Annotated in this window: 22 protein-coding genes and 1 pseudogene; 10 read left to right on the top strand and 13 right to left on the bottom strand. The window is 32.3% G+C overall.

What is annotated here, in order from left to right:
* Window positions 1-7 precede the first annotated feature (7 nt).
* Window positions 8-655, bottom strand: a complete 648-nt coding sequence (locus tag STERM_RS20945) for a hypothetical protein (protein WP_012859570.1) — start codon at window positions 653-655, stop codon at window positions 8-10.
* A gap of 435 nt (window positions 656-1,090) precedes the next feature.
* Here STERM_RS20945 and STERM_RS00400 point away from each other — a divergent pair, with 435 nt between their 5' ends.
* The 9 genes from STERM_RS00400 (at window position 1,091) to STERM_RS00360 (ending at window position 10,818) form a co-directional block, all read left to right on the top strand.
* The gene (locus STERM_RS00400) at window positions 1,091-1,819 is read left to right on the top strand and encodes a GAF and ANTAR domain-containing protein (protein ID WP_012859569.1); all 729 of its coding nucleotides are present in this window, start codon (window positions 1,091-1,093) and stop codon (window positions 1,817-1,819) included.
* Entirely contained in the window at window positions 1,820-3,232 is a 1,413-nt protein-coding gene (locus STERM_RS00395) for a sensor histidine kinase (protein WP_012859568.1), read from the top strand.
* A 198-nt stretch (window positions 3,233-3,430) separates the two neighbouring features.
* Window positions 3,431-4,516 (top strand): NAD/NADP-dependent octopine/nopaline dehydrogenase family protein, encoded by a 1,086-nt coding sequence (locus STERM_RS00390; RefSeq protein ID WP_012859567.1) that lies wholly within the window; start codon window positions 3,431-3,433, stop codon window positions 4,514-4,516.
* Window positions 4,517-4,763: 247 nt separating this feature from the next.
* A complete protein-coding gene (locus STERM_RS00385) occupies window positions 4,764-5,867 on the top strand; it encodes a YkvI family membrane protein (RefSeq protein ID WP_012859566.1) in 1,104 nt (367 codons plus the stop codon).
* 1,285 nt (window positions 5,868-7,152) lie between these two features.
* Complete coding sequence (rpsB, locus tag STERM_RS00380) at window positions 7,153-7,944, top strand: 30S ribosomal protein S2 (protein ID WP_012859565.1); 792 nt, start codon at window positions 7,153-7,155, stop codon at window positions 7,942-7,944.
* Between the two features lie 47 nt (window positions 7,945-7,991).
* A complete protein-coding gene (gene tsf, locus STERM_RS00375) occupies window positions 7,992-8,876 on the top strand; it encodes a translation elongation factor Ts (protein WP_012859564.1) in 885 nt (294 codons plus the stop codon).
* A gap of 51 nt (window positions 8,877-8,927) precedes the next feature.
* Window positions 8,928-9,638 carry a UMP kinase gene (gene pyrH, locus STERM_RS00370; RefSeq protein WP_012859563.1) on the top strand — a complete coding sequence of 237 codons (711 nt, stop codon included), beginning with the start codon at window positions 8,928-8,930 and terminating at the stop codon, window positions 9,636-9,638.
* A gap of 33 nt (window positions 9,639-9,671) precedes the next feature.
* A complete protein-coding gene (frr, locus tag STERM_RS00365; protein ID WP_012859562.1) occupies window positions 9,672-10,229 on the top strand; it encodes a ribosome recycling factor in 558 nt (185 codons plus the stop codon).
* Between the two features lie 106 nt (window positions 10,230-10,335).
* Complete coding sequence (locus tag STERM_RS00360; protein ID WP_012859561.1) at window positions 10,336-10,818, top strand: flavin reductase; 483 nt, start codon at window positions 10,336-10,338, stop codon at window positions 10,816-10,818.
* An 813-nt stretch (window positions 10,819-11,631) separates the two neighbouring features.
* On the opposite strand, the pseudogene STERM_RS22775 reads toward STERM_RS00360, so the two are convergent.
* The 12 genes and pseudogenes from STERM_RS22775 to STERM_RS00315 all read right to left on the bottom strand — a co-directional run.
* A pseudogene (locus tag STERM_RS22775) lies at window positions 11,632-11,781 on the bottom strand (integrase core domain-containing protein); the annotation flags it as partial.
* 85 nt (window positions 11,782-11,866) lie between these two features.
* Window positions 11,867-12,133, bottom strand: a complete 267-nt coding sequence (locus STERM_RS21495; protein ID WP_081439575.1) for a hypothetical protein — start codon at window positions 12,131-12,133, stop codon at window positions 11,867-11,869.
* Window positions 12,093-12,263, bottom strand: coding sequence for a hypothetical protein (locus STERM_RS21980; protein ID WP_169305377.1), 171 nt, complete (start codon window positions 12,261-12,263; stop codon window positions 12,093-12,095). The genes STERM_RS21495 and STERM_RS21980 overlap by 41 nt, the downstream gene beginning before the upstream one ends.
* A 618-nt stretch (window positions 12,264-12,881) precedes the next feature.
* Entirely contained in the window at window positions 12,882-13,331 is a 450-nt protein-coding gene (locus tag STERM_RS00350) for a hypothetical protein (RefSeq protein ID WP_012859560.1), read from the bottom strand.
* A gap of 10 nt (window positions 13,332-13,341) precedes the next feature.
* Window positions 13,342-13,779 (bottom strand): hypothetical protein, encoded by a 438-nt coding sequence (locus tag STERM_RS20940; protein ID WP_012859559.1) that lies wholly within the window; start codon window positions 13,777-13,779, stop codon window positions 13,342-13,344.
* A 112-nt stretch (window positions 13,780-13,891) separates the two neighbouring features.
* The gene (locus STERM_RS21975; RefSeq protein ID WP_012859558.1) at window positions 13,892-14,041 is read right to left on the bottom strand and encodes a hypothetical protein; all 150 of its coding nucleotides are present in this window, start codon (window positions 14,039-14,041) and stop codon (window positions 13,892-13,894) included.
* A gap of 371 nt (window positions 14,042-14,412) precedes the next feature.
* Window positions 14,413-14,787, bottom strand: coding sequence for a hypothetical protein (locus STERM_RS00340; protein ID WP_012859557.1), 375 nt, complete (start codon window positions 14,785-14,787; stop codon window positions 14,413-14,415).
* Between the two features lie 21 nt (window positions 14,788-14,808).
* Window positions 14,809-15,207 carry a hypothetical protein gene (locus STERM_RS00335; RefSeq protein ID WP_012859556.1) on the bottom strand — a complete coding sequence of 133 codons (399 nt, stop codon included), beginning with the start codon at window positions 15,205-15,207 and terminating at the stop codon, window positions 14,809-14,811.
* A 1-nt stretch (window position 15,208) separates the two neighbouring features.
* Window positions 15,209-15,829 (bottom strand): hypothetical protein, encoded by a 621-nt coding sequence (locus STERM_RS00330; RefSeq protein ID WP_012859555.1) that lies wholly within the window; start codon window positions 15,827-15,829, stop codon window positions 15,209-15,211.
* Between the two features lie 4 nt (window positions 15,830-15,833).
* Entirely contained in the window at window positions 15,834-16,469 is a 636-nt protein-coding gene (locus STERM_RS00325; protein WP_012859554.1) for a hypothetical protein, read from the bottom strand.
* A 55-nt stretch (window positions 16,470-16,524) separates the two neighbouring features.
* The gene (locus STERM_RS00320) at window positions 16,525-16,848 is read right to left on the bottom strand and encodes a hypothetical protein (protein ID WP_012859553.1); all 324 of its coding nucleotides are present in this window, start codon (window positions 16,846-16,848) and stop codon (window positions 16,525-16,527) included.
* Window positions 16,832-19,123 (bottom strand): hypothetical protein, encoded by a 2,292-nt coding sequence (locus tag STERM_RS00315; RefSeq protein WP_012859552.1) that lies wholly within the window; start codon window positions 19,121-19,123, stop codon window positions 16,832-16,834. Before STERM_RS00315 ends, STERM_RS00320 begins: the two co-directional genes overlap by 17 nt.
* Window positions 19,124-19,350: 227 nt before the next feature.
* Between STERM_RS00315 and STERM_RS00310 the strand changes: the two genes are divergently transcribed.
* Window positions 19,351-19,815, top strand: a complete 465-nt coding sequence (locus STERM_RS00310) for a hypothetical protein (protein ID WP_012859551.1) — start codon at window positions 19,351-19,353, stop codon at window positions 19,813-19,815.
* Window positions 19,816-19,859: the final 44 nt, after the last annotated feature.

The raw sequence follows: 19,859 nt of genomic DNA, 5'->3' as shown, positions 1-19,859 counted from the left end.
TTTCATGTTATCTGCCGCTTTTCCAGCTTTTTATATCTATGACAATATCGTTATAATCTTCATAGGTTTGTGACAAAACCTTTTCAATTTCATATATCACTTTCTCTTTTTCTTTTTTACCTGCACCGGCGAGATCAGAAATCATTCTCAGCCAGTATATCAGATTCGGCAATATCTGAATTTTACATTTCTTTACTGTCTCTTCAAATTTTTCATAAGAATTTTCCATTAGTAAAGCCAGTTCTCTGATTTGCTTATCAGGTTCCCTGCCTTCCAAAACCGTTCCGTCAAACGGAAGACCCCTGTATTTTTCCCCGTAAAAAGCATTTATAATTTTTATTTTACTTGTGAGGCTGTTATTGAACTTTTTTGTATCCTCCGCAGGTATCCAATATTCCAGATGTGTTTTATCTCCTACCTGCTTTATATCGTAATTCTTCATATAATCATCAGATATTGTAAATTCCAGTATATATCCTGAAAAGCCGGAATTTTCATCTTTCAGATTCCACATTGTTGATATTTGCTCGGCATAGCCATAGTTCTCCACAATATACAGTATAGGCTGCCATACCTGTCTGTCCGGAAATTTTTCCGACCCAAAGTTAAGTATTTTTTCTAATTCCTGTAAGCCCACAGGTCTGTATAATTTCATATTTTCCTCCATTATTTTTTTATTAATCTTCAGCAGAAAAATAAAAGCCGGCAAGAAATATAATCTCTCAGCTCTATTTACTTTCCTTCATAAATTTTATGTTATTTCATACTTATCCGGTTAATAATAACATTAATTTTCATTTATGTGAAATCCTTTTTAATCAGGGGAAAAATATTATTATTCAAAATATTTTTTTCCGCAACCTATTGACTAAATCTTAAATCAGGGTATAATCAAAATACTAAATAGTACTTAAGGCTTATTTGGATCATAAATTATGCCTAAATATGTTTTTTTTATTAACTTTATATAATAAACAGACAATAGAGTCTGTTTTAGCAGTCGAAATAGCTTGCTGGAAAGTATGATTTTTTTATCATGCTGTGATTGGCACGCTATTTTTTTATCCAAAAACCAATAAAGGAGATTGTTATGGGGAAAAACCGCATAGTTATAGTTGATGATGAGCCTGTAATCCGCATGGATTTCAGAGAAATACTCACATTAAACGGCTACTTCGTTGCCGGGGAAGCAGCCGACGGCTTTGATGCAGTGGAATTATGCAGGCGTGAAAAGCCTGATCTTGTTATCATGGATATAAAGATGTCTGTATTCGACGGTCTCAGTGCTGCTGAAGTTATTCTTTCCGAGGGACTTTCAGACTGTGTTATTCTTGTTTCTGCTTATAATGACAAGGAATTTTTCAAAAAGGCAAAACATGCCGGTGTTATGAATTATCTGATAAAGCCCGTAAGGGAAAAAGTTCTTATACCCGCAGTAGAGATGGCTCTTGCCAAAAGTCTTGAAATCAGAAGTATGAAAAATAAAATGACTAAAATGGAAGAAGATACCAAAAATGCTAAAATAATAGAAAGAGCCAAATATTTACTGGCATCTTCCTCAGATATTTCCGAAAAGGAAGCTTATGAAAAACTGAGAAAGCTGAGTATGGACAAAAGATGCTCCATGGCAAAAATTGCCGAATCTATCCTGAGTCAGGATTCTGCAAAGGCTTTTACCGAAAAAGCCAAGGTTTACCTGATGAAAAAGTATGAACTATCAGAACAGGCCGCCTATCTGCGCATAAAACGGCTAAGCAGCGAAAAGAAACTTTCACTCTCTGAAGCGGCAGCTGAAATATTAAATAATGCAGGAAAGTAGGTGTTTTTTATTCTGAGGGAATTATGTAAAAAATATACAGACCTTGATGACAGTGATATTGCCGAGCTTGAAGATTACGCTAAAAAGCTCTCTGTCTTTGCAGAATTCACAGATACCGATCTTTTTATAGACTGCCTTATCCCTAACAGTGATTATGCTGTTGTTGTTTACCAGCAAAGACCTGTTGACAGTCCTACATTGTTTAAAAATTCAGTATTGGGAGTTATTGTAGGCAGGGAAACCGAACCGGCTGTTATCAGAACTTTAAAAACAGGAATTACTTCAAAAAAGCTGAAAGCCTTTACACAGGACAAAAAATCCGTTTATGAAACTGTTGCTCCTATTCCTAATTCCACAGGAAAAATTATTGGTGTGCTTGTAAGCGAGCATGATGTTACCAAGCAGGTAAATAAGAATAAGCAGATAAAGCTTCTGGAGCAGACTCAGAAAAAACTCCGTGATAATCTGGAATATCTGAAAAATAACCCTGAAATACTGACAGAGCATATTAATCAGTCTGTAATTATTTTTGATCATAACGGACAGGTTGTGTACGCTAATCCCGAGGCAAGAACACTGTATAAAAATCTTGGTTATATTGAAAATATTCAAAAAATTCATATGAAAAATCTTATTCTTAATAAAAACCACTATTGTCAGCTGAACGAAGACAGAAACGGCTTTGAGAACGAAATATCAATCGGTGATTTTACCTTAAAAATAAGATATGTATGCCTTAATATTGCCGGAAATAACTGTACTGTAATGATCATTACCGATATTTCAGAAATGAGAAACAAAGAAAAAGAGCTTATTCTGAAGTCAGTGGCAGTAAAAGAAATCCACCACCGTGTAAAAAATAATCTTCAGACCATAGCCAGTATACTTTCCATGCAGGCACGCCGGATCGACGATTCTAATATGAAAAAGATCCTGAACGAAAATGTTTCGTATATTGACAGTATTGCAGCTGTTCATGAGATACTTGCAGAACAGGGATTCGAGGATATTGATATAAAACAGCTTATACAGAAGCTAAGCTCTGCTATACTGAATTACTCTTCCTCAGACACCAGAAATATAAAAATTGCCACAACCGGTGATACTGTTCTGGTAAATGCCGATACCGCATCAAGTGTTATGCTTGTAATAAATGAACTGCTCAGCAATTCACTGGAGCACGGCTTCCGCACCAAAAAGTCAGGTAATATCAATATTAGAATTTCCAATGAAGAAGTTTTTGCAATATTTACAATTACCGATGACGGAGACGGTTTTCAACAAAAGACTAATTTTGAATCACTTGGACTGAATATAGTAAAAGCCATTGTAAAAGATAAACTTAACGGAAAAATCCGGATTCATTCCAGTAAATCCGGAACTGTCACAGAATTCAGCATTAAAATTAAATAGCTAAAATACAACAGAGTATTTTAAAAAAGGCAGAATAGCCGCTCATATCCCCTAATCAGGATATGGCATTTTATTCTGCCTTTTTTATTTTTGAAAAAGAAAACTATGAATGTTTGAAAAATAACAAAAAATTATTTTTGGAATTCTTTAAACCGTCATAAACACGGTTAAAATATTATAAATAAAGGAGAGACCCGTATGAAAAAGAAAAAAATCGCAATTTTAGGCGGAGGAAACGGAAGTCATATGATGGCTGTCGATATGAAAGTAAAAGGACATGAAGTTCGTATGTATGAAATGCCGGAATTTAAGGAGAATGTTACACAGTTATTTAATACACAGACTATAGAAGTTTCTGGTATAATGAAAGAAAAAGTCAAAGTAGATATGGTCACAGATGACATCAAAAAAGCCGTAGACGGAGCTGACTATATTCTTGTGGTAACCCCTGCCTTTGCCCATAAAGGCTATGCGGAACTTTTAAAAGGAAATGTAGTCGAGAATCAGATTATTGTAGTTTTTCCCGGTGCATTTGCCGCATTAATATTCAAAAATATACTTGGCAGCGACAGCTGTCCGGTTATTGCCGATGCCAATAATCTGCCTTATGATGCAAGACTGACTTCACCGTGTAAAGTAACTCTTTTTGGAAGAAACAAAATAAATATTGCATTCCTGCCGGCTGAAAAAGGAGCAGAGCTTATTGATATGCTGAGGGAAGATTTGTTTCCTTTTGAAAAAATTTACACTGATGTTCTGGAATGCGGCTTGGGAATTGTGAATCCCGCACTGCATTCAGGTCCGTGCCTTTTAAATATAAGTAATATAGAATCACCGCATGTGGACTTCTATCTGTATGAGCACGGATTTACACCTTCAGCTGCGAAAATAGATATTGTTCTGGATAATGAAAGAAAAGCCGTAGGAAAACAGCTTGGTTATCACCTTACTCCTATCGAGGATTTCAGCGGTCTAAACGAAGGCTACACATGGGAAGAGCTTTACAGGGCTACACACGGAGCTATTTCACTTACTCCTATTTCAGGACCAAATGATATAAATAACCGTTATCTTACTGAAGATGCCCCTTTCGGTCTGGTTCCATGGAGCAGTCTGGGGAAGGCCATAGGTATTCCCACACCTACTATTGATGCAGTAATCAGTCTTTATAATATAATACACGAAACCGACTGGAGAGAAAGAGGCTCTACTGTAAAGGATCTCGGGCTTGAAGGCATGGATCTGGAAAGCATAAAAAAATATGTAAAAACCGGAAAAAAATAGTTTTCTCACTAAAACTGAGTATTTTATGAAAATACTGCTTAATTTATATTCATATAACAGATAATATTCAAATCAAAAATTGCATTTTCCTGTACTAAAAAGTACAGATTATTTCAGAGCCGGGAAAACATAAATAGAAACTTCTTAATAATATTTATTTTTCCCTGACTCTTTTTTACAAAAATATTCTTCTCTCAAATACCGGTTTTACCGGAAAAAGTTTTTTATAAATCCTGGAGGTATTTTAATGAATGAGTTATTCCGCTGGAGTAAAGTTTTCACCTTTGCCGGGGCAATTGTAGCATATCTGATTGGTTCCGGCTTTGCATCCGGTCAGGAAGCCATGCAGTTTTTTACTGCCTATGGTCCTGCCGGCTGTTTTGGTGCTGTTATAATTACACTGCTTTTATATATCTGGTTCAGCTCGGTTATTATGGAAGACGGGCGAAGACTGCAGCTTGATTCTGCAAATAAAATTTTTACCTATTACTGCGGCAGATATCTTGGTAAATTTTTTGAAATTTTTACTCCGATTTTTCTGTTTCTGGTATTCTCTGTTATGATCGCCGGTGCCGGTGCTACACTCAATGAATACTATGGTTTGAATCCGCAGACAGGAAGAATTATTATGGCTGTTCTGGCTCTTGGCACAGTCATTTTAGGTCTGGACGGACTGGTCAGCATCGTATCAAAAATCGGTCCTGCTATTATTATTTTTGCTGTTATTGTAGGAATAGGAAATATTGTAATGAATCCGTCAGGTCTTGCCAAAGCTAATGAAACAATGGCTTCTATAAAGGTAACCAAAGCTGCTTCAAACTGGCTGATTTCCGGAATAATATTTCCTGCCATGGGATGTATTATGCTGGCTCCATTTCTGGCTCAGCTGGGAAAAGAAGCCGGAAGCAAAAAAGAAGCAAAAACCGGCGGTTTTATAGGGGGATTTGCATTTGCCGCGGCTGTTATGGTTATGGCCTACGGACTTATGGCAAGTATAGGGGATTTATATAATAAAGATGTACCTTCACTTTTTATTGCTGATAAGATGTTTCCGGCAATAGGCATCCTATTTTCTGTTATTTTATTCGCCGGAATTTATACTACAGCTGTTCCTATGCTCTGGCTCAGCTGTAACAGGCTTGTTTCCGATGAGAAAGACAAAAAATTCAAAATTCTTGCATTAATTTTAACTATTATAGCATTTATCGGCGGACAATTTTCTTTCTCAGCCCTGGTAAATTCTCTTTATCCGATTTCCGGCTACTTCGGTATTATTTTAATGCTTTGTATCCTCAAAACACAGCTAAAGAAAAAGGAAGTCCCGTCAGTCGAGATCAAAAAAGTATCTTAATATATTAAATAAAGAATTTTATTATAATAAAATGTCTAAATTTATTAATTTAAACATAAAAAATAAAAATCTCTTGAAAATTTAAAACATTTAATTTTATTTAATTGTTTTTTCTAAGATTATAAAAAGAATCAATTAAGAATATTCTAAGATGTTTTGCGTATAATTAACACATACCAATAAAAGAATATTTTTCTTCATAACCCCCTTGCCGTCGGCTTCACACCGACGGCTTTTATTTTTTTAAAATTCCGATTGATAAGTATACATATTATTTTTGATGATATTATTTAATATTAAAACAAAAAAAATTATATTTTTTTATAATATAAATCTTTATTATTAAACATTCTGATTTTATTTCTATTTTCGCCATTCTGCCGTAATTATTTATTTTCCATGTTTATATGGAATTATTATATAAAAAAATGACAAATATGAAATATAAAACTAAGTATCAAAAAAGAATATTCTAAGTTGTATTACGTATAATTAACACATACCAATAAAAAGAATATTTTTCTTCATAACCCCCTTTGCCGCCGACTTAACATCGGCGGCTTTTTTTATTTCATCATCCCAAGATTTCAGGAACTTTTAAAAATTTTAAAAAACATTTATGTTATACAAATTCTTTGACATTTTTTTATATTCAACAGGAGCGGTTAAATATCTATGTATCCGGCATTTTTATTTTAGTTTCCTTGGATTTTTTTCATCTGAAATATAAATCTAAGTTCTAAAAAAGAGTATTCTAAGCTGTATTTCCTATAATTAACACATACCAATAAAAAGAATATTTTTCTTCATAACCCCCTTGCCGTCGGTTTTATAACCGGCGGTTTTTTTATTAACTTAACTAATTTAAAATCTAAAAAAAATCTATAGTCAATCCCTTTAATAATGTACCTCTAAAAGAAATAACTAATCTTTAGATAAATATTCTAAGGCTATAAAAAGTTTTAAATAAGAAATTTCTAAGTATATTTTTTTATAATTACTACATACCAATAAAAGAATATTTTTCTTCATAACCCCCTGCCGTCGGTTCATGCCGACGGCTTTTTTAATTTGTTTTTTTAATGTATGTGTTTTCAACTGTATAACTACATTCTGCTCTGCATTTTATTTACACTATTTCATTGACAAAATCCTCCGTGAATGATAAAATATTCTGATGATTATCACATTTTCCTGCTGGGTTTGGATAGGGTGCCTGAAATATCAGGTTTGTCCGAATCAGGAAAATGGATGACAAAAACCAAAAAAATTTAGGAGGAACAAAATGGCAGTAGTTTCAATGAAACAATTATTAGAAGTAGGAGCTCACTTCGGGCACCAGGCAAAGAGATGGAACCCAAAAATGAAACCTTATATCTTTACAGAAAGAAACGGTATCCATATTCTGGATTTACACCAGACTTTAGATTCTACAGAAAAAGCTTATAACTTTATAAGAGACATTACATCACAAGGTGGAAAAGTACTTTTCGTAGGAACTAAAAAACAGGCACAGGAAGCTATAAGAGAAGAAGCTGTAAGAGCCGGAGGATTTTATGTAAATAACAGATGGCTTGGTGGACTGTTAACTAACCTTAACACTATCAAAACAAGAGTACAAAGACTAAAAGATCTTGAAGAGATGGATCAGAACGGTATGCTTGACGAATCATACACTAAAAAAGAAGCAGGACTTTTAAGAAAAGAAATGGCAAAATTATCTAAAAACTTAGGTGGAATAAAGGAAATGAACAAAGTTCCTGCAGCACTTTTCGTTGTTGATATCAAAAAAGAATTTCTTGCCCTTGAAGAAGCTAAAAAGCTTGGAATTCCTGTAGTAGCATTAATCGATACAAATGTGGATCCTGATCTTGTAACATATAAAATACCTGCAAATGACGATGCTATCAGATCTGTAAAATTATTCTCAGAAATTATGGCTAATGCTATAATAGAAGGAAATAACGGACAGGAAGCAGCAGAAGCTAACGCTGCAGCATCTGGAGATATGCCGGTTAATGAAGATGAAATCGCTGTAGAAACTATGGCTGAAGGTATTAAAGAAGCGACTGAATAATATAATAAATAGGAATTATAATCTTAAAGAAAACGGAGGAGTAAAAAATGGCAGTAACCACAGCTTTAATTAAAGAATTAAGAGAAAGAACAGGAGCAGGAATGCTTGACTGCAAAAAAGCTCTGGAAGAAAACAACGGAGATATAGAAAAAGCAATTGACTGGTTAAGAGAAAAAGGAATTGCCAAAGCCGCTAAGAAATCTGGAAGAGTTGCAGCAGAAGGATTAGTTTTCGGTGCAGTATCTTCTGACAGAAAAAAAGGTGTTGTGCTTGAATTTAATTCCGAAACAGACTTTGTTGCTAAAAATGATGAATTCAAAAGTTTTGGAGAAAAACTTGTAGAATTATCGCTAACTCATGATGTTTCAAGTGAAGATGAATTAAGAGCCGTTCAATTAGAAGGAAAATCAATAGATGAAGTAATTAACGAACTGATTGCAAAAATAGGGGAAAATATGAACCTTAGAAGACTTACGGCAGTAAAAACTGAAGGTTTTGTAGAAACATATATCCACCTTGGGGGAAAAATAGGAGTATTACTGGAAATGAACGGAGAAGCTACTCCTGAAAATATAGAAAAAGCAAAAGGTGTTGCTATGCATATAGCAGCTATGGATCCTGGATATCTGTCACCTGATCAGGTTACTACAGATGATCTTGAAAGAGAAAAGGAAATAACTAAAAAGCAATTAGAAGAAGAAGGAAAACCGGCTAATATAATAGAAAAAATCTTAGAAGGAAAAATGAGAAAATTCTATGAAGAAAATACTCTGGTTAAGCAAAAATATGTGAGAGACGACAGCGTGTCTATAGAAGACTTCATCAAACCTCTAACTATCAATGGATTTACAAGATTCAAAGTGGGAGAAGGTATTGAAAAAGGTGACGTTGACTTTGCAGCTGAAGTTGCAGCACAAATAGCAGGAAATTAAAAATAGGGGTAAATTCTTACCCTTATTTTTTTGAGATATTTAGGAGGTTTTATGTTAAAATATAAAAGGATATTATTAAAGTTAAGCGGAGAAGCACTTGCCGGCAATCAAAAATTCGGTATTTCAAGCGATGTTCTTGATAATTTTGCAAGACAGCTGAAAGAAGTTCACGATCTTGGCGTTGAGCTGGCTATTGTTATAGGCGGAGGAAATATTTTCAGAGGCATAGCCGGACAGGAGCAGGGATTCGACAGAGCTACCGGAGATACACTCGGTATTCTTGCCACAATTATGAATGCCATAGCATTACAGAATTCAATAGAAAAAATGGGTGTTCCCACAAGGGTTCTCACTGCTGTGCAAATGCCGGAAATTGCAGAACCATACATAAGAAGAAGAGCAATAAGACACTTGGAAAAAGGAAGAATTATCATTCTTGCCGGCGGAACGGGGAATCCTTATTTTACCACAGATTCAGGCGGTGCATTAAGAGCTCTGGAAATTGGTGCTGATATTCTGGCAAAGGGAACTAAAGTAAACGGTGTTTATGATAAAGATCCGCAAAAATTTGCAGATGCCGTAAAATATGATAATATCAGTTTTGACGAAACTCTGACAAAAAATCTCAAAGTAATGGATGCCGCTGCTTTATCACTCTGCAGGGAGAACGATCTTCCTGTTATAGTCTTTAATATTCTGGAAGACGGTAATGTTAAAAGAATGGTAAACGGCGAAGAAATCGGAACAATTGTAAAAAATTAAATAATTTATATTAATATGAAAGGTGAAATTATAATGGTAGACACTTTTTTAAAAGAAACTGAAACCAAAATGGAAAAAGCCGTGGAGAGTACAAAGGACAAATTTGCCAGTATAAGAGCTGGAAGAGCCAATGTTTCTATGTTAGACGGTATCACTGTAGATGCATACGGGGCTCCGAGTCCTTTATCACAGATTGGTACATTATCAGCTCCTGAAGCAAGACTTCTGACTATTGATCCATGGGATAAATCATTAATTCCTGCTATAGAAAAAGCTATACAGCAGGCTAATCTGGGGCTTAATCCTTCGAATGACGGAAGAATCATAAGACTATCCGTTCCTGAGTTAACTGAAGAAAGAAGAAAAGAATATGTAAAAATGGTAAGAAAAGAAGCTGAAGAAGGTAAGGTTGCTATCAGAAATATCAGAAAAGATGTAAATAACAAACTGAGAAAATCAGAAAAAGACAGTGAAATAACTGAAGATGATTTAAAATCAGGAGAAGACAGTGTTCAAAAACTAACTGATAAATTTACAAAACTTGTTGACGAAGCTTTGGATAAAAAAGAAAAAGAACTTACTACAGTATAAACAGTATAGTGTCAGGTTCATCTTTATAAATAAGACACTGCACTAACATCAAATCCCTGCTTTAGACAAGATACGGGATTTGATTTTTTTATAAAGTGGAGGTAATATGGAAAATATAAATGCTGAATATGAAAAATTATATTATGGATTTCCCACTGTTTTATTAAGTTTTTATGACAAAAATAATGAACCCGGCTGTCTTGTCAGTAATTCGGTTTTTGTCCTCGGAAACATGCTTGTACTGGGCTTAGCTAAGACTTCCAGTGCTGCGGAATCCATAAAATTTTCCAATAGTTTTTGTGTTAATATTCCTGAAAAAGAACTGCTTCGTGAATTTGAAAACAGCAGTCCTGACAGCAGCTTTGATGTAAACAGATTTTATTCACAGAATTTTTTATACACAAAATCTGATACAATAAATGCCCCGCTTATGGATATTTGTAAAGTTTCTATAGAGTGTGAAGTTCTCAGTTCACACGAAGATCAAAATTACATAATAATTATATCAAATATAAAATCAAAAAATATCTCAAGAGACCTTCTTCACAATGATGGATCATTCATGGGAAGAATTCTCGGGTCTTTATAAATTTATTATACTAAAATAAGGAATTATATCAGAATTCATTCTTTGATATAGTTCTTTTTTATATTGCTTACAGATTATCATCTTCTCATAATTCTCACCCTATGAAGGACTTTTTTTGAGCTTCATAATTTCACGGGTTTCAGCCTGTAAAGAATAATTACGCTGGATAAGCCACTAGTCAATGCTTTTTAGACAAAAACCCGGCCTAAGAAAGAAAAAAATTTCTGTTTAATATATAGTTTAAACATACCCCTGCTTTCTTTCTAAGATATTGAAAAACTTTATTTTATATCAATAATATATTTATTTAGGTATTATTATCAATAATTCTGATACAATTAGCTGAAGTAACAAACAAGTCTGTATGTTACAGTATTGATTATGAATAAAGAATAAATAAATCCTAATATGAGAAATATATAAATTACTATAATAAGTAAGAAAATAAAAGGACTGAGTCCTGTACAATACAGAATTCAATCCTTAAAGAGTGCTTGAAATAACTAGTAATCTTTGTGATCTTCCCCTCTATAAATTCCAAGCGAGAGTGTCCCAATTTCTGTGTGAACTCTAGAAAATTTAATAAAATTAATAGATACAGGGATTTTTATCTCTGTTTTTATATTCTGCCCTCAAAATAGATTGATAGATGTGATACTATTTGTCCCCAGTTTCAAACCTTGCCTGTCCACTTTTTCGTTATCTCTTTTATTGGTATTAAGTCAATAAATTGGACAAAAATAATTTACTTTTAGTTGTTTATTATGAAGATTTTTTTAAATATTCTGTTGGCGATAAATATCTCAGTCTTTTTTATATTCTCTCATTGTTATACCAGCTTTCTATGGATTCAAATAGTAATCCTCTCATTTCTTCATTGGATTTTTCTTCTATGTTATATATTAATTCCTTTTTTAAAGTAGCATGAAATGATTCTATACACGCATTATCATATGAATTTTCTTTTTTGCTATAGGATTATTCTCTTAGTTTTTCCCTCATTTCTCTACTCGTGTACTGACTTCCTCTATCTGTATGCACTATGCTTTCAAATGCTTTTTAGGTATGTCGATAATACCAGCTCTACATTCATACTCGGACTAAAATTCCATGCTAATATCTCATTATTGTATAAATCCATGTAACTTGATAAATAGCACCAACCTCTGTCCTTTGTTTTTATATACGTTATATCTCCTGATATTTTTTCTCCATATTTTTCACTTTTAAAATCCTGATTTAATTTATTACTCAATCCTCCCACTTCCTCCACTTTATTCAAGGCTCTGTATTTCTTCAATATTATACTTTTCATTCCTTCTTCCCTCATTAATCTGCTTACCCCTGTTTAATCCTATCATTATCCCTCTGTATTCCAGCTTTTTCTTTATTTTAGGAGCTCCGTATCTTCTCTTGCTTGATTCAAATGTCTTCCTTATCCTCATTACATCTTCTCTTCTCTTTTTACTCCTCTTACTCTCTTTTTTATTTTTATATATGTAATAGCTGCTTTTCCCTACCCCTAATAGCTCACAGTTTCTTTTTATATTTATTTTCCTGATATCTAGTGAACGAATTATTCTTTTTCTTGTAACTGGGCAAATATGGCTAAACCTTTTTTAAGATATCATTATCACGTTCCAGATCTTTTACTTTTTTTTAATTCCAGTAATTCTTCGTATGTTATGTCTTTCCCTTTTTATGTTTCTATTTTTTTTGATCCTTTTTTCCAAACTCCTATACTTTGTGTAGGAACAAGATATTCAGGTGATAATTCTTTTGTTCTCTCATTTTGGACTCAGCTCCTTAATTTTTTATCTTACATCAGCAAGCTATTTTTGTCCAAGTCTTTAGTGTAACACCAGTTGAAAAACTTTGTTTTCTACAGAAAAATTTATCCTGTAATCAGACCAAAAATTTAAACTCTATTCTAATGAAAATTAACTTCCGATAACCACGCTTGTGTTTTAAATTTAATATACCTTTTCTAACTTTATTTATAGAAAAGGTATTTTTTTATACATTATTTTTTTTATTTACATAATTTTGATCTTTGATTTAATCTAATAAATTAAATAATATTGATAATTATAATATAAAAGATCATATATTTTGCCAGGCTCTATTTCATTCTTTTCAAATTCATTGTTATAAAGTCCTGCATGTATTTCATGATTCATGGTCATCCCCATGTCATCTGTTGCATCTATTACTATATATTTAGCCTGATTTGTTGAATTAAATACAATCTTTAAATTTGCTTCTGTATTGTAGAATTTAGTCGCTTCCCAACCATATGCATCATAATATTGATAATCTCCACTAAAATCTTTTGCTAATACTTCTATAATAACAGGTGGTTTTAAGTATTCCAGACCGTTTATTCTCTGTCTCAGTTGCAGTATATCTGTATCTACATTACCTGTCCCTGTTATTACATTTTTTGCTAGAGTCTGTGGATAAAGCTGTTCATATCCATTTGTCTTTTTCCTTTTTAATTTCACATTTGCCATATTTAATCACCTACACAATCTCTTCTATCCAAATATCTCCGTCTATCTGTCCGACCGGCTCTATTGTTGATACTTTGATATCCACAATATCAGGCTTATTCAAAATATTTGCCCATTCGAATACATCACCCTGAGTTTCAACTTCTGCTACTTTTCTCCAATTAATTCCGTCATAAATATAAGCTAAGCTTCCTTTTGTTACTGTACTATCACCTGTAGCATCCTCTACATATACTATTTGCCCCTTTTCTGAAATTAATGCATCTCTTGCTTGTATATCAGACACTATTTTTACATTTGAACCTCCAGCTGATGATAAACTATCAAGAAAGTCCTGTACTGTTGTCCCATCTGTCATTTTTACCTGATTTGCTGATGTCTTTAAATTTATTTCATCATAGGTTCCTGCTTCATTTTCTCTTTTTAAAGTACCTTTTTTTACTGCCATTCCATTTCTCCTCCTTTTATTTTATATCAGTTTTTATGATTTTATCTGCATTTTTTTATTAAAACTTTAAAATCCATGAAAAACAACACTTTTAATACTTCATAAGTTCGTTTCATTGTTTATTATCATCTTCTAATTTTTCAATACGGATATTCAACTCCTTTAATTCTTTAAATGTTTCAAAAGTTTTCATATCTTTCCAGATAAAATAGCTGAGTACAATACCTATAATTCCAAAATCTGTTAATTTTGCAATATCCATATTAATCTCCCTATATATTTTAAATTTTATTACTATTACCTTCTTTTTCTATCAAAAATTTTTGATGATTAAATACCATATTAATAAACTATTTTGTAAAATTTTTTGGAATTAATGATAAAAAAGTATCTCTAAATAATTTTTGATTATAAATCCATTCGACAGCATATTCAAGTTTTTTTTGAGCCTGACATCATACTTATTCCTTCCGCTTTAAGTGTTGCTAAAATTGCTATAGTTTCTAATTTTTTATATTTAAACAGTAGAAACATAAACAATAAAATAATAACAAATATTGCTAGATTAATTACACTAAATATAAATCCTCTTCTTCCTTTTTTCTAAAGTATTTTCTTAAATTTTAAATCCAATTATTCTTCTATGTCTATTTTGAAAATATTAATTTTATCATTAATTTTTATAATGTCTTTTTCAATTTCACCTATATTTTCATAACTGGTCTCTCCAGAAGGAAATCCTCCTCCCAATTCTGGATTGGTAATAGCTTCTGTTTTTAATTCAAATATATCTAGTGTTGAATTTAAACCTCCTGATCTTATCCATAATTTACTTTTTTTCCATGTTTTAAAATTTTCCAGCTTTTTATATTTTGAAAATTTAACTGTATCAGTATCTGTATTATCTGTTATATTTATCTCTGAGCCATCACTTACTAAAATAACAGAGTCTTTTTCTATTAAATCGCTTATTTTTACCCAATTGTTATTAATAGTTACAGTTTTCATAATTTTCTCCTTTCCTGGTAATTATATATTCAGACAGAATGAATCAAGATTTATTTCTCTTTCATCGTTATAATTTTTCAAATATGTCTTATCTATAATATAGCCATCACGATTTATGCTAAAAATTTCACCATAATTTGTATTTACTGCTGAAACATCTAAATTCACAGGTTCTGTTCTGAATAATTTCAGTTCACACAATACATCATCATTATCTTCTATTTTTTTATACTTTATTTTTCCTTTAAAAAACATTTTATCATCATAAATTCTATAAGCTATTTCAGATAACACATCAATATATTCTAAATTTAATTCTGTTATATATTTCCATTCTTCTGTAGGTATTTCTTTTTCAGAAGATTTTTTCAGAATTAGATTATCAATAGATATAGATTCTGAAATTTTTTCATTTTCCATTTTATAAATCTCCTTCCACTGCAACCCAGGAAATCGGAATTCCCGACTGAAGCTTTGTTGGTGTTGTTATAACTGCTATATTCCTGAATCTTCCTCCGTATGTAAGGCCTGTATTAACTACTTTAATTAAGCCGTTTCTTTGAGTTTCAGAAAAAAAGTTAGCTGTATATGTTGCCACATGAATATTTGAAAGTCCGCCCTCCATTACTCCGGTATATACACTTTTAAAAGCATTTTCGCTTTCATAGCATGTTTGCCCTATTGTTCCCAAACTGCTATCTGCAACATATTCCATAGATACTCCATAATACGGTCCCTGATAAATATGTGTTTCTCCGTAAAGAATAGTTGACGACATCCTATCTCCCGGATATATTGCCGTATCATAAGTATAACCCGCAGCATAACATTCCAGTTTAAATCTGTCATTCCCTAAAGCTGTTACCTGAGTATAATATTTATTCATATTTGTATCTGGAAAATAACCAAATAAACTTAAAAAAATTTGTGGATTTTTCCATGGTATTCCATCAGAAAACCCTCTTAAATCTATTATATCTCCACTATTTCCAGTATTTGAAATAACTTTTTTCATTGTTCTCACCGGATACCAATTTCCCATAATACTAAACCTCCAATGCTAAGACATTTAGTGTCCCGTCTACTTTTTGAACAGAATCTGCTACAAAATTCTGTATAAAAAAGCTCACATACCCTTGATATGAATTTTTTACTTCAAAAGAAGCACATGTAAAAGTATCTGCTATTAATGTTGGCGGAGTTTTATATTCAATTGGTGTTGTAGTAACATTCCCAGTAAATGCTCCTGTATAATTCACAATATTATTTCTGTGTGTCGATATTCTAAATCTTAGTATTATTTGTGTTTCCGGATTACAGCCTTCTGTTTTTACAACATACCTAACCCCGCCAAAATTAGGTCCAAAATTTCTTGTATCTCCTACAATCCGTTCTCCCTTTCCATTTTCATTTGCAGTACTATATGTATATTCATTATAGTTATTTCCAATAATCAAAGGAACTCTGTATATCTCTCCTTTGTACCAGTTTCCTCCTAATGGAATCAGCTCTGTTTTTAAACCTATTGTATTAAATCCCATTTCTACAGAACTTATTCCCAAATCAATAACTGTTTCTCCCCAGAAACAGCCGCCGGTATAATTTGCCAAATTAAATGGAGTATCTGTTTTCACTTCAAAAACTTTAGCTTTCTTTAAAACATTTACTTTTCTCCAAGACATTTTTTCCCTTTCCAGTATTTTTATCTTATTTTTTTAATACTTAACACTAAAAAATTTATAGCTTTTTTGAATCAGGAATTTCATATACTTCCCAATTAAACCATCCACAGCAGTTTACAGCTTCTGCCCAAAACTGAAATACATTAGGAGTTCTGTTCGCTTCCCAGCGTGTTGGTGTAATTACTGATGTGGCAGGATATGTAGACTGTATATGAACCGGAGAAATACTTATATAAAAAGAGGTAGAAAGAGTTCTGCAGCTAAAAGCCTTTGTAAAAGAAGCTGTTCCTCTGTCTTCTATATATTCCGGATATAAGCTTTTCCCAAGGAGCCTTCCCCGGCGTACAATAACAAATCTACCGTCAGGGAGACCGCTCATAAAAAATTATTTGACCGCCCTGAATAACAGTTTTATGTGTTGATGATTCGTCACTTAAATTGTTATATACTGTTAATCCACTTGTTCCATATATATTTGTCATTCCTACTACGCTTAAATTATTCCCGTCAAGAGTTTTTATTACTATTCCTCCACCAGGCCCTTTTTGTATTGCATCTCCTGCACCAAATAGTATTTTATCTGTTGTTATTGTATTCGCTTTTACATGGTTGGCATCTATCTGATTGGCAGCAATCATATTTGACAATATTGAATTTGATGTAATATTTTTGGCATATACTTTTCCTAAAACAAGACTATGGTTTGATGTGTCCACAATAATACTGTCACCATCTACATTCAAAGCTGTCCCGTCTACTTTTATAGAATTTGCAACTACTGCTGTGGAAAGATCCCCTTCTATTCCTGCCTGTGATATTGCTGCTACTTTTACCTCATAAGATCCCGGTTCAGCTGTCACTATCTTATATGTCGCATTACCGCATCCAAATTTAGTGTCCAGCCTGCCGTCAGGAAGCCCGTTACTTCCCAATGATTTTACATATATTACGTATTCTTTTATATCTGTTCTTTCTAAAGCCTGCCATCTTACTCCAAATCCCAGGAACTGATGCTCAGGTGTTACCCCTATCGGAGCTGGCGGTTTATCTGTCGGATACTTTATATTTCCATATTCTACATATCCATTGTTTAAATAATCTTTATCAAAAAGATTACTTTTTTCAGTTTCAAAGTGTTCTGCTGCAGGCTGATAGATATTAAAATCAACAGCTTCTATTTCTGTCTGGCTTCCTGTCTGGGAAATATTAATTAATTGTATTTTTTTATCCCTGTCTTCAAATTTTAAATTTACAACATCTTCAAGCTCCAGAAATGGTGCTGCATTTACTATGAGTTTATAGTGTTTTTGTTCTCGACAGTTTATATAGTAAAGATATTTGGCTACTTCCTGTGCATGTCTTAGCTCCTGAACATATTTGTTCTCATATGTATAAAGCTCTACTTCATGATCCTCAAGGACTTTTTCAGTATACGAGACTGTATTATTCTCGTATAATTTTATAGGCTCCCCATAGATTTTAAATTTTTCGATAAATATATCTGTTCCGTCTGAATTTAAAAACTTTACTTTTCCTTCTGTATTTGTCAGTTCAACATCATATTCATTATAGCTCACATAAGTCTTTGTTCCGTCTGAATTTGCCTTATAGGCGACTACTTCCGGCGTTGTTTCAAGATTATTCACATACTCTGTCATATACTCTATTTTCCAATAAATATCATTTTCAGTTGTATTTGCAGGAACTTTTATCTTTGCATCGTCTCTTTCATAATCCATGTTCTGACCTGCCAGTATAAAAACTGCCTGCCTCGGCTCCGTTTTATTCTCTGAAAAAGTCACCTCCACTTTATTATTTTCTTTTTCATCAATCCATTCCTCAAGATAACTTAGTACATTCCCTTTCTTTAATTCATAGTCAAGTTTCCGGGTATCTTTTTGATTTATAAGGCTTGTTATTTTCAATGTGCCGTCTCCTGTTACATATACAGAACCTACCGCTGCTTTTACAAGTTCAGCCAGTTCTTCCATTATTTTTTTCTCTTTCTCAAATTTTGCAACCGGTACCCTTATATAGTCCCCTATAGAATATTTTATCTCTTCTATCTCTATTTTATCTTCATCAAACCCTATTCTTTTGGCCAGATTATATAAAAGGGAGTGTTCTTTATCGCTTGAATTATAGAAATAATGTCCCTGGTAAACCTCATCTTTTTCAAATCTTTTATAATATCCTAATACAGTCTTATCCTTGATTTCTACAGTCAGAATCTTATACAGATGTTCCTGCCTTACTACAGGGTTTTTTACTATCCCTGTAAATAGTTCAAGTTTTGTGTTATTAAAGATATCATATATTACTACTTCATCGTCTTTTTCAACTATATTTTTTATCTTTTCTGAAATATTTTCATCAAAATATCCTTCAAGTTCACTAAAATATTTATCACTTTCATCAAAGAAAGTAATTATCTTTTCATCTATATCTTCAAAATCAGGAAATTTTAATTCAAGACTAACAGAATTAGGGGATATACTATTACTTTCATTGGTTATGAATTTGTTAATATTCAAGGTTTCATTTTCAACATAATCAGTGATATCAATATTTTTAGTTATATTAAAAAATGTAATCTTATGTTTTATGTTATTTTCCTCTTGATAGCTACACTTTATATATTCCTCGTCTACCATTACATGACCTCCTTTTCATAGATATTTTTTACTGTTTTTAATTTATTCCAATCTTAGATTTTTATCACAACTTCTCCTTTCTTTTACAGACTCTTTTAACTTTTAAACAGTTCTCTTCATAATATAGTAAAAAGTCAACCTGAAAGTTGTCAGTTAGGCTAATTTTATTTTTAGTTTTACTTTTAGTATGAAATAGGTTATCATATATAAAAAAAGGAGCTTAGAGAATGAAAAAAATACTTTTGTTATTAATATTCCTATGTACAATTAGTTTTTCTAATACTATTGGGGGGTTTGGCGATCTTAAGTGGGGGGCTTCCAGAGAAGAAGCTAAGAAATATCTCATGGAAACTTATAAACTTAAAGAATATGCTGTTTATGAATTTGATGATTATACTCAGGTTAATTTTGAAAATATTAAGTTTTTAGATGTTGAAATGTATGATCTTGTTTTTTATTTTAATAAAAATAAACAATTTTCAGGATGGAGAGCACAAACTTATACTATGAGATACGATAAAAGATATTTAATTGATAGATACAAAAAGGCTTATAACCTAGATGAAGAAAAAAAATCGAATGACATAATTTCACTAACAGGCTTTCCTGAAAGTGAAGCATTCCTTATTCAAATTTATCCTGACAAAGTTACATTTTATATTGAAGATTTCAATTACTCTTTCCCTAAATAAACTATAACTAAAAACTTCCTGAATTACAAATAGTGACTTCAGGA

Origin of the sequence: Sebaldella termitidis ATCC 33386 (genome assembly GCF_000024405.1) — a bacterium.
GTDB lineage: Bacteria > Fusobacteriota > Fusobacteriia > Fusobacteriales > Leptotrichiaceae > Sebaldella > Sebaldella termitidis.
The sequence above is the reverse complement of the archived record's forward strand: the minus strand, read 5'-3'. Positions and strand labels throughout refer to the sequence as shown.

Bases quoted from the DNA above. Each gene is read 5' to 3' on its own strand.
- STERM_RS20945 (WP_012859570.1), bottom strand. From the start codon at position 655: ATGAAATTATACAGACCTGTGGGCTTACAGGAATTAGAAAAAATACTT.
- STERM_RS00400 (WP_012859569.1), top strand. From the start codon at position 1,091: ATGGGGAAAAACCGCATAGTTATAGTTGATGATGAGCCTGTAATCCGC.
- STERM_RS00390 (WP_012859567.1), top strand. From the start codon at position 3,431: ATGAAAAAGAAAAAAATCGCAATTTTAGGCGGAGGAAACGGAAGTCAT.
- STERM_RS00385 (WP_012859566.1), top strand. From the start codon at position 4,764: ATGAATGAGTTATTCCGCTGGAGTAAAGTTTTCACCTTTGCCGGGGCA.
- rpsB (WP_012859565.1), top strand. From the start codon at position 7,153: ATGGCAGTAGTTTCAATGAAACAATTATTAGAAGTAGGAGCTCACTTC.
- tsf (WP_012859564.1), top strand. From the start codon at position 7,992: ATGGCAGTAACCACAGCTTTAATTAAAGAATTAAGAGAAAGAACAGGA.
- pyrH (WP_012859563.1), top strand. From the start codon at position 8,928: ATGTTAAAATATAAAAGGATATTATTAAAGTTAAGCGGAGAAGCACTT.
- frr (WP_012859562.1), top strand. From the start codon at position 9,672: ATGGTAGACACTTTTTTAAAAGAAACTGAAACCAAAATGGAAAAAGCC.
- STERM_RS00360 (WP_012859561.1), top strand. From the start codon at position 10,336: ATGGAAAATATAAATGCTGAATATGAAAAATTATATTATGGATTTCCC.
- STERM_RS21495 (WP_081439575.1), bottom strand. From the start codon at position 12,133: ATGAAAAGTATAATATTGAAGAAATACAGAGCCTTGAATAAAGTGGAG.
- STERM_RS21980 (WP_169305377.1), bottom strand. From the start codon at position 12,263: ATGAGGATAAGGAAGACATTTGAATCAAGCAAGAGAAGATACGGAGCT.
- STERM_RS00350 (WP_012859560.1), bottom strand. From the start codon at position 13,331: ATGGCAAATGTGAAATTAAAAAGGAAAAAGACAAATGGATATGAACAG.
- STERM_RS20940 (WP_012859559.1), bottom strand. From the start codon at position 13,779: ATGGCAGTAAAAAAAGGTACTTTAAAAAGAGAAAATGAAGCAGGAACC.
- STERM_RS21975 (WP_012859558.1), bottom strand. From the start codon at position 14,041: ATGGATATTGCAAAATTAACAGATTTTGGAATTATAGGTATTGTACTC.
- STERM_RS00340 (WP_012859557.1), bottom strand. From the start codon at position 14,787: ATGAAAACTGTAACTATTAATAACAATTGGGTAAAAATAAGCGATTTA.
- STERM_RS00335 (WP_012859556.1), bottom strand. From the start codon at position 15,207: ATGGAAAATGAAAAAATTTCAGAATCTATATCTATTGATAATCTAATT.
- STERM_RS00330 (WP_012859555.1), bottom strand. From the start codon at position 15,829: ATGGGAAATTGGTATCCGGTGAGAACAATGAAAAAAGTTATTTCAAAT.
- STERM_RS00325 (WP_012859554.1), bottom strand. From the start codon at position 16,469: ATGTCTTGGAGAAAAGTAAATGTTTTAAAGAAAGCTAAAGTTTTTGAA.
- STERM_RS00320 (WP_012859553.1), bottom strand. From the start codon at position 16,848: ATGAGCGGTCTCCCTGACGGTAGATTTGTTATTGTACGCCGGGGAAGG.
- STERM_RS00315 (WP_012859552.1), bottom strand. From the start codon at position 19,123: ATGGTAGACGAGGAATATATAAAGTGTAGCTATCAAGAGGAAAATAAC.
- STERM_RS00310 (WP_012859551.1), top strand. From the start codon at position 19,351: ATGAAAAAAATACTTTTGTTATTAATATTCCTATGTACAATTAGTTTT.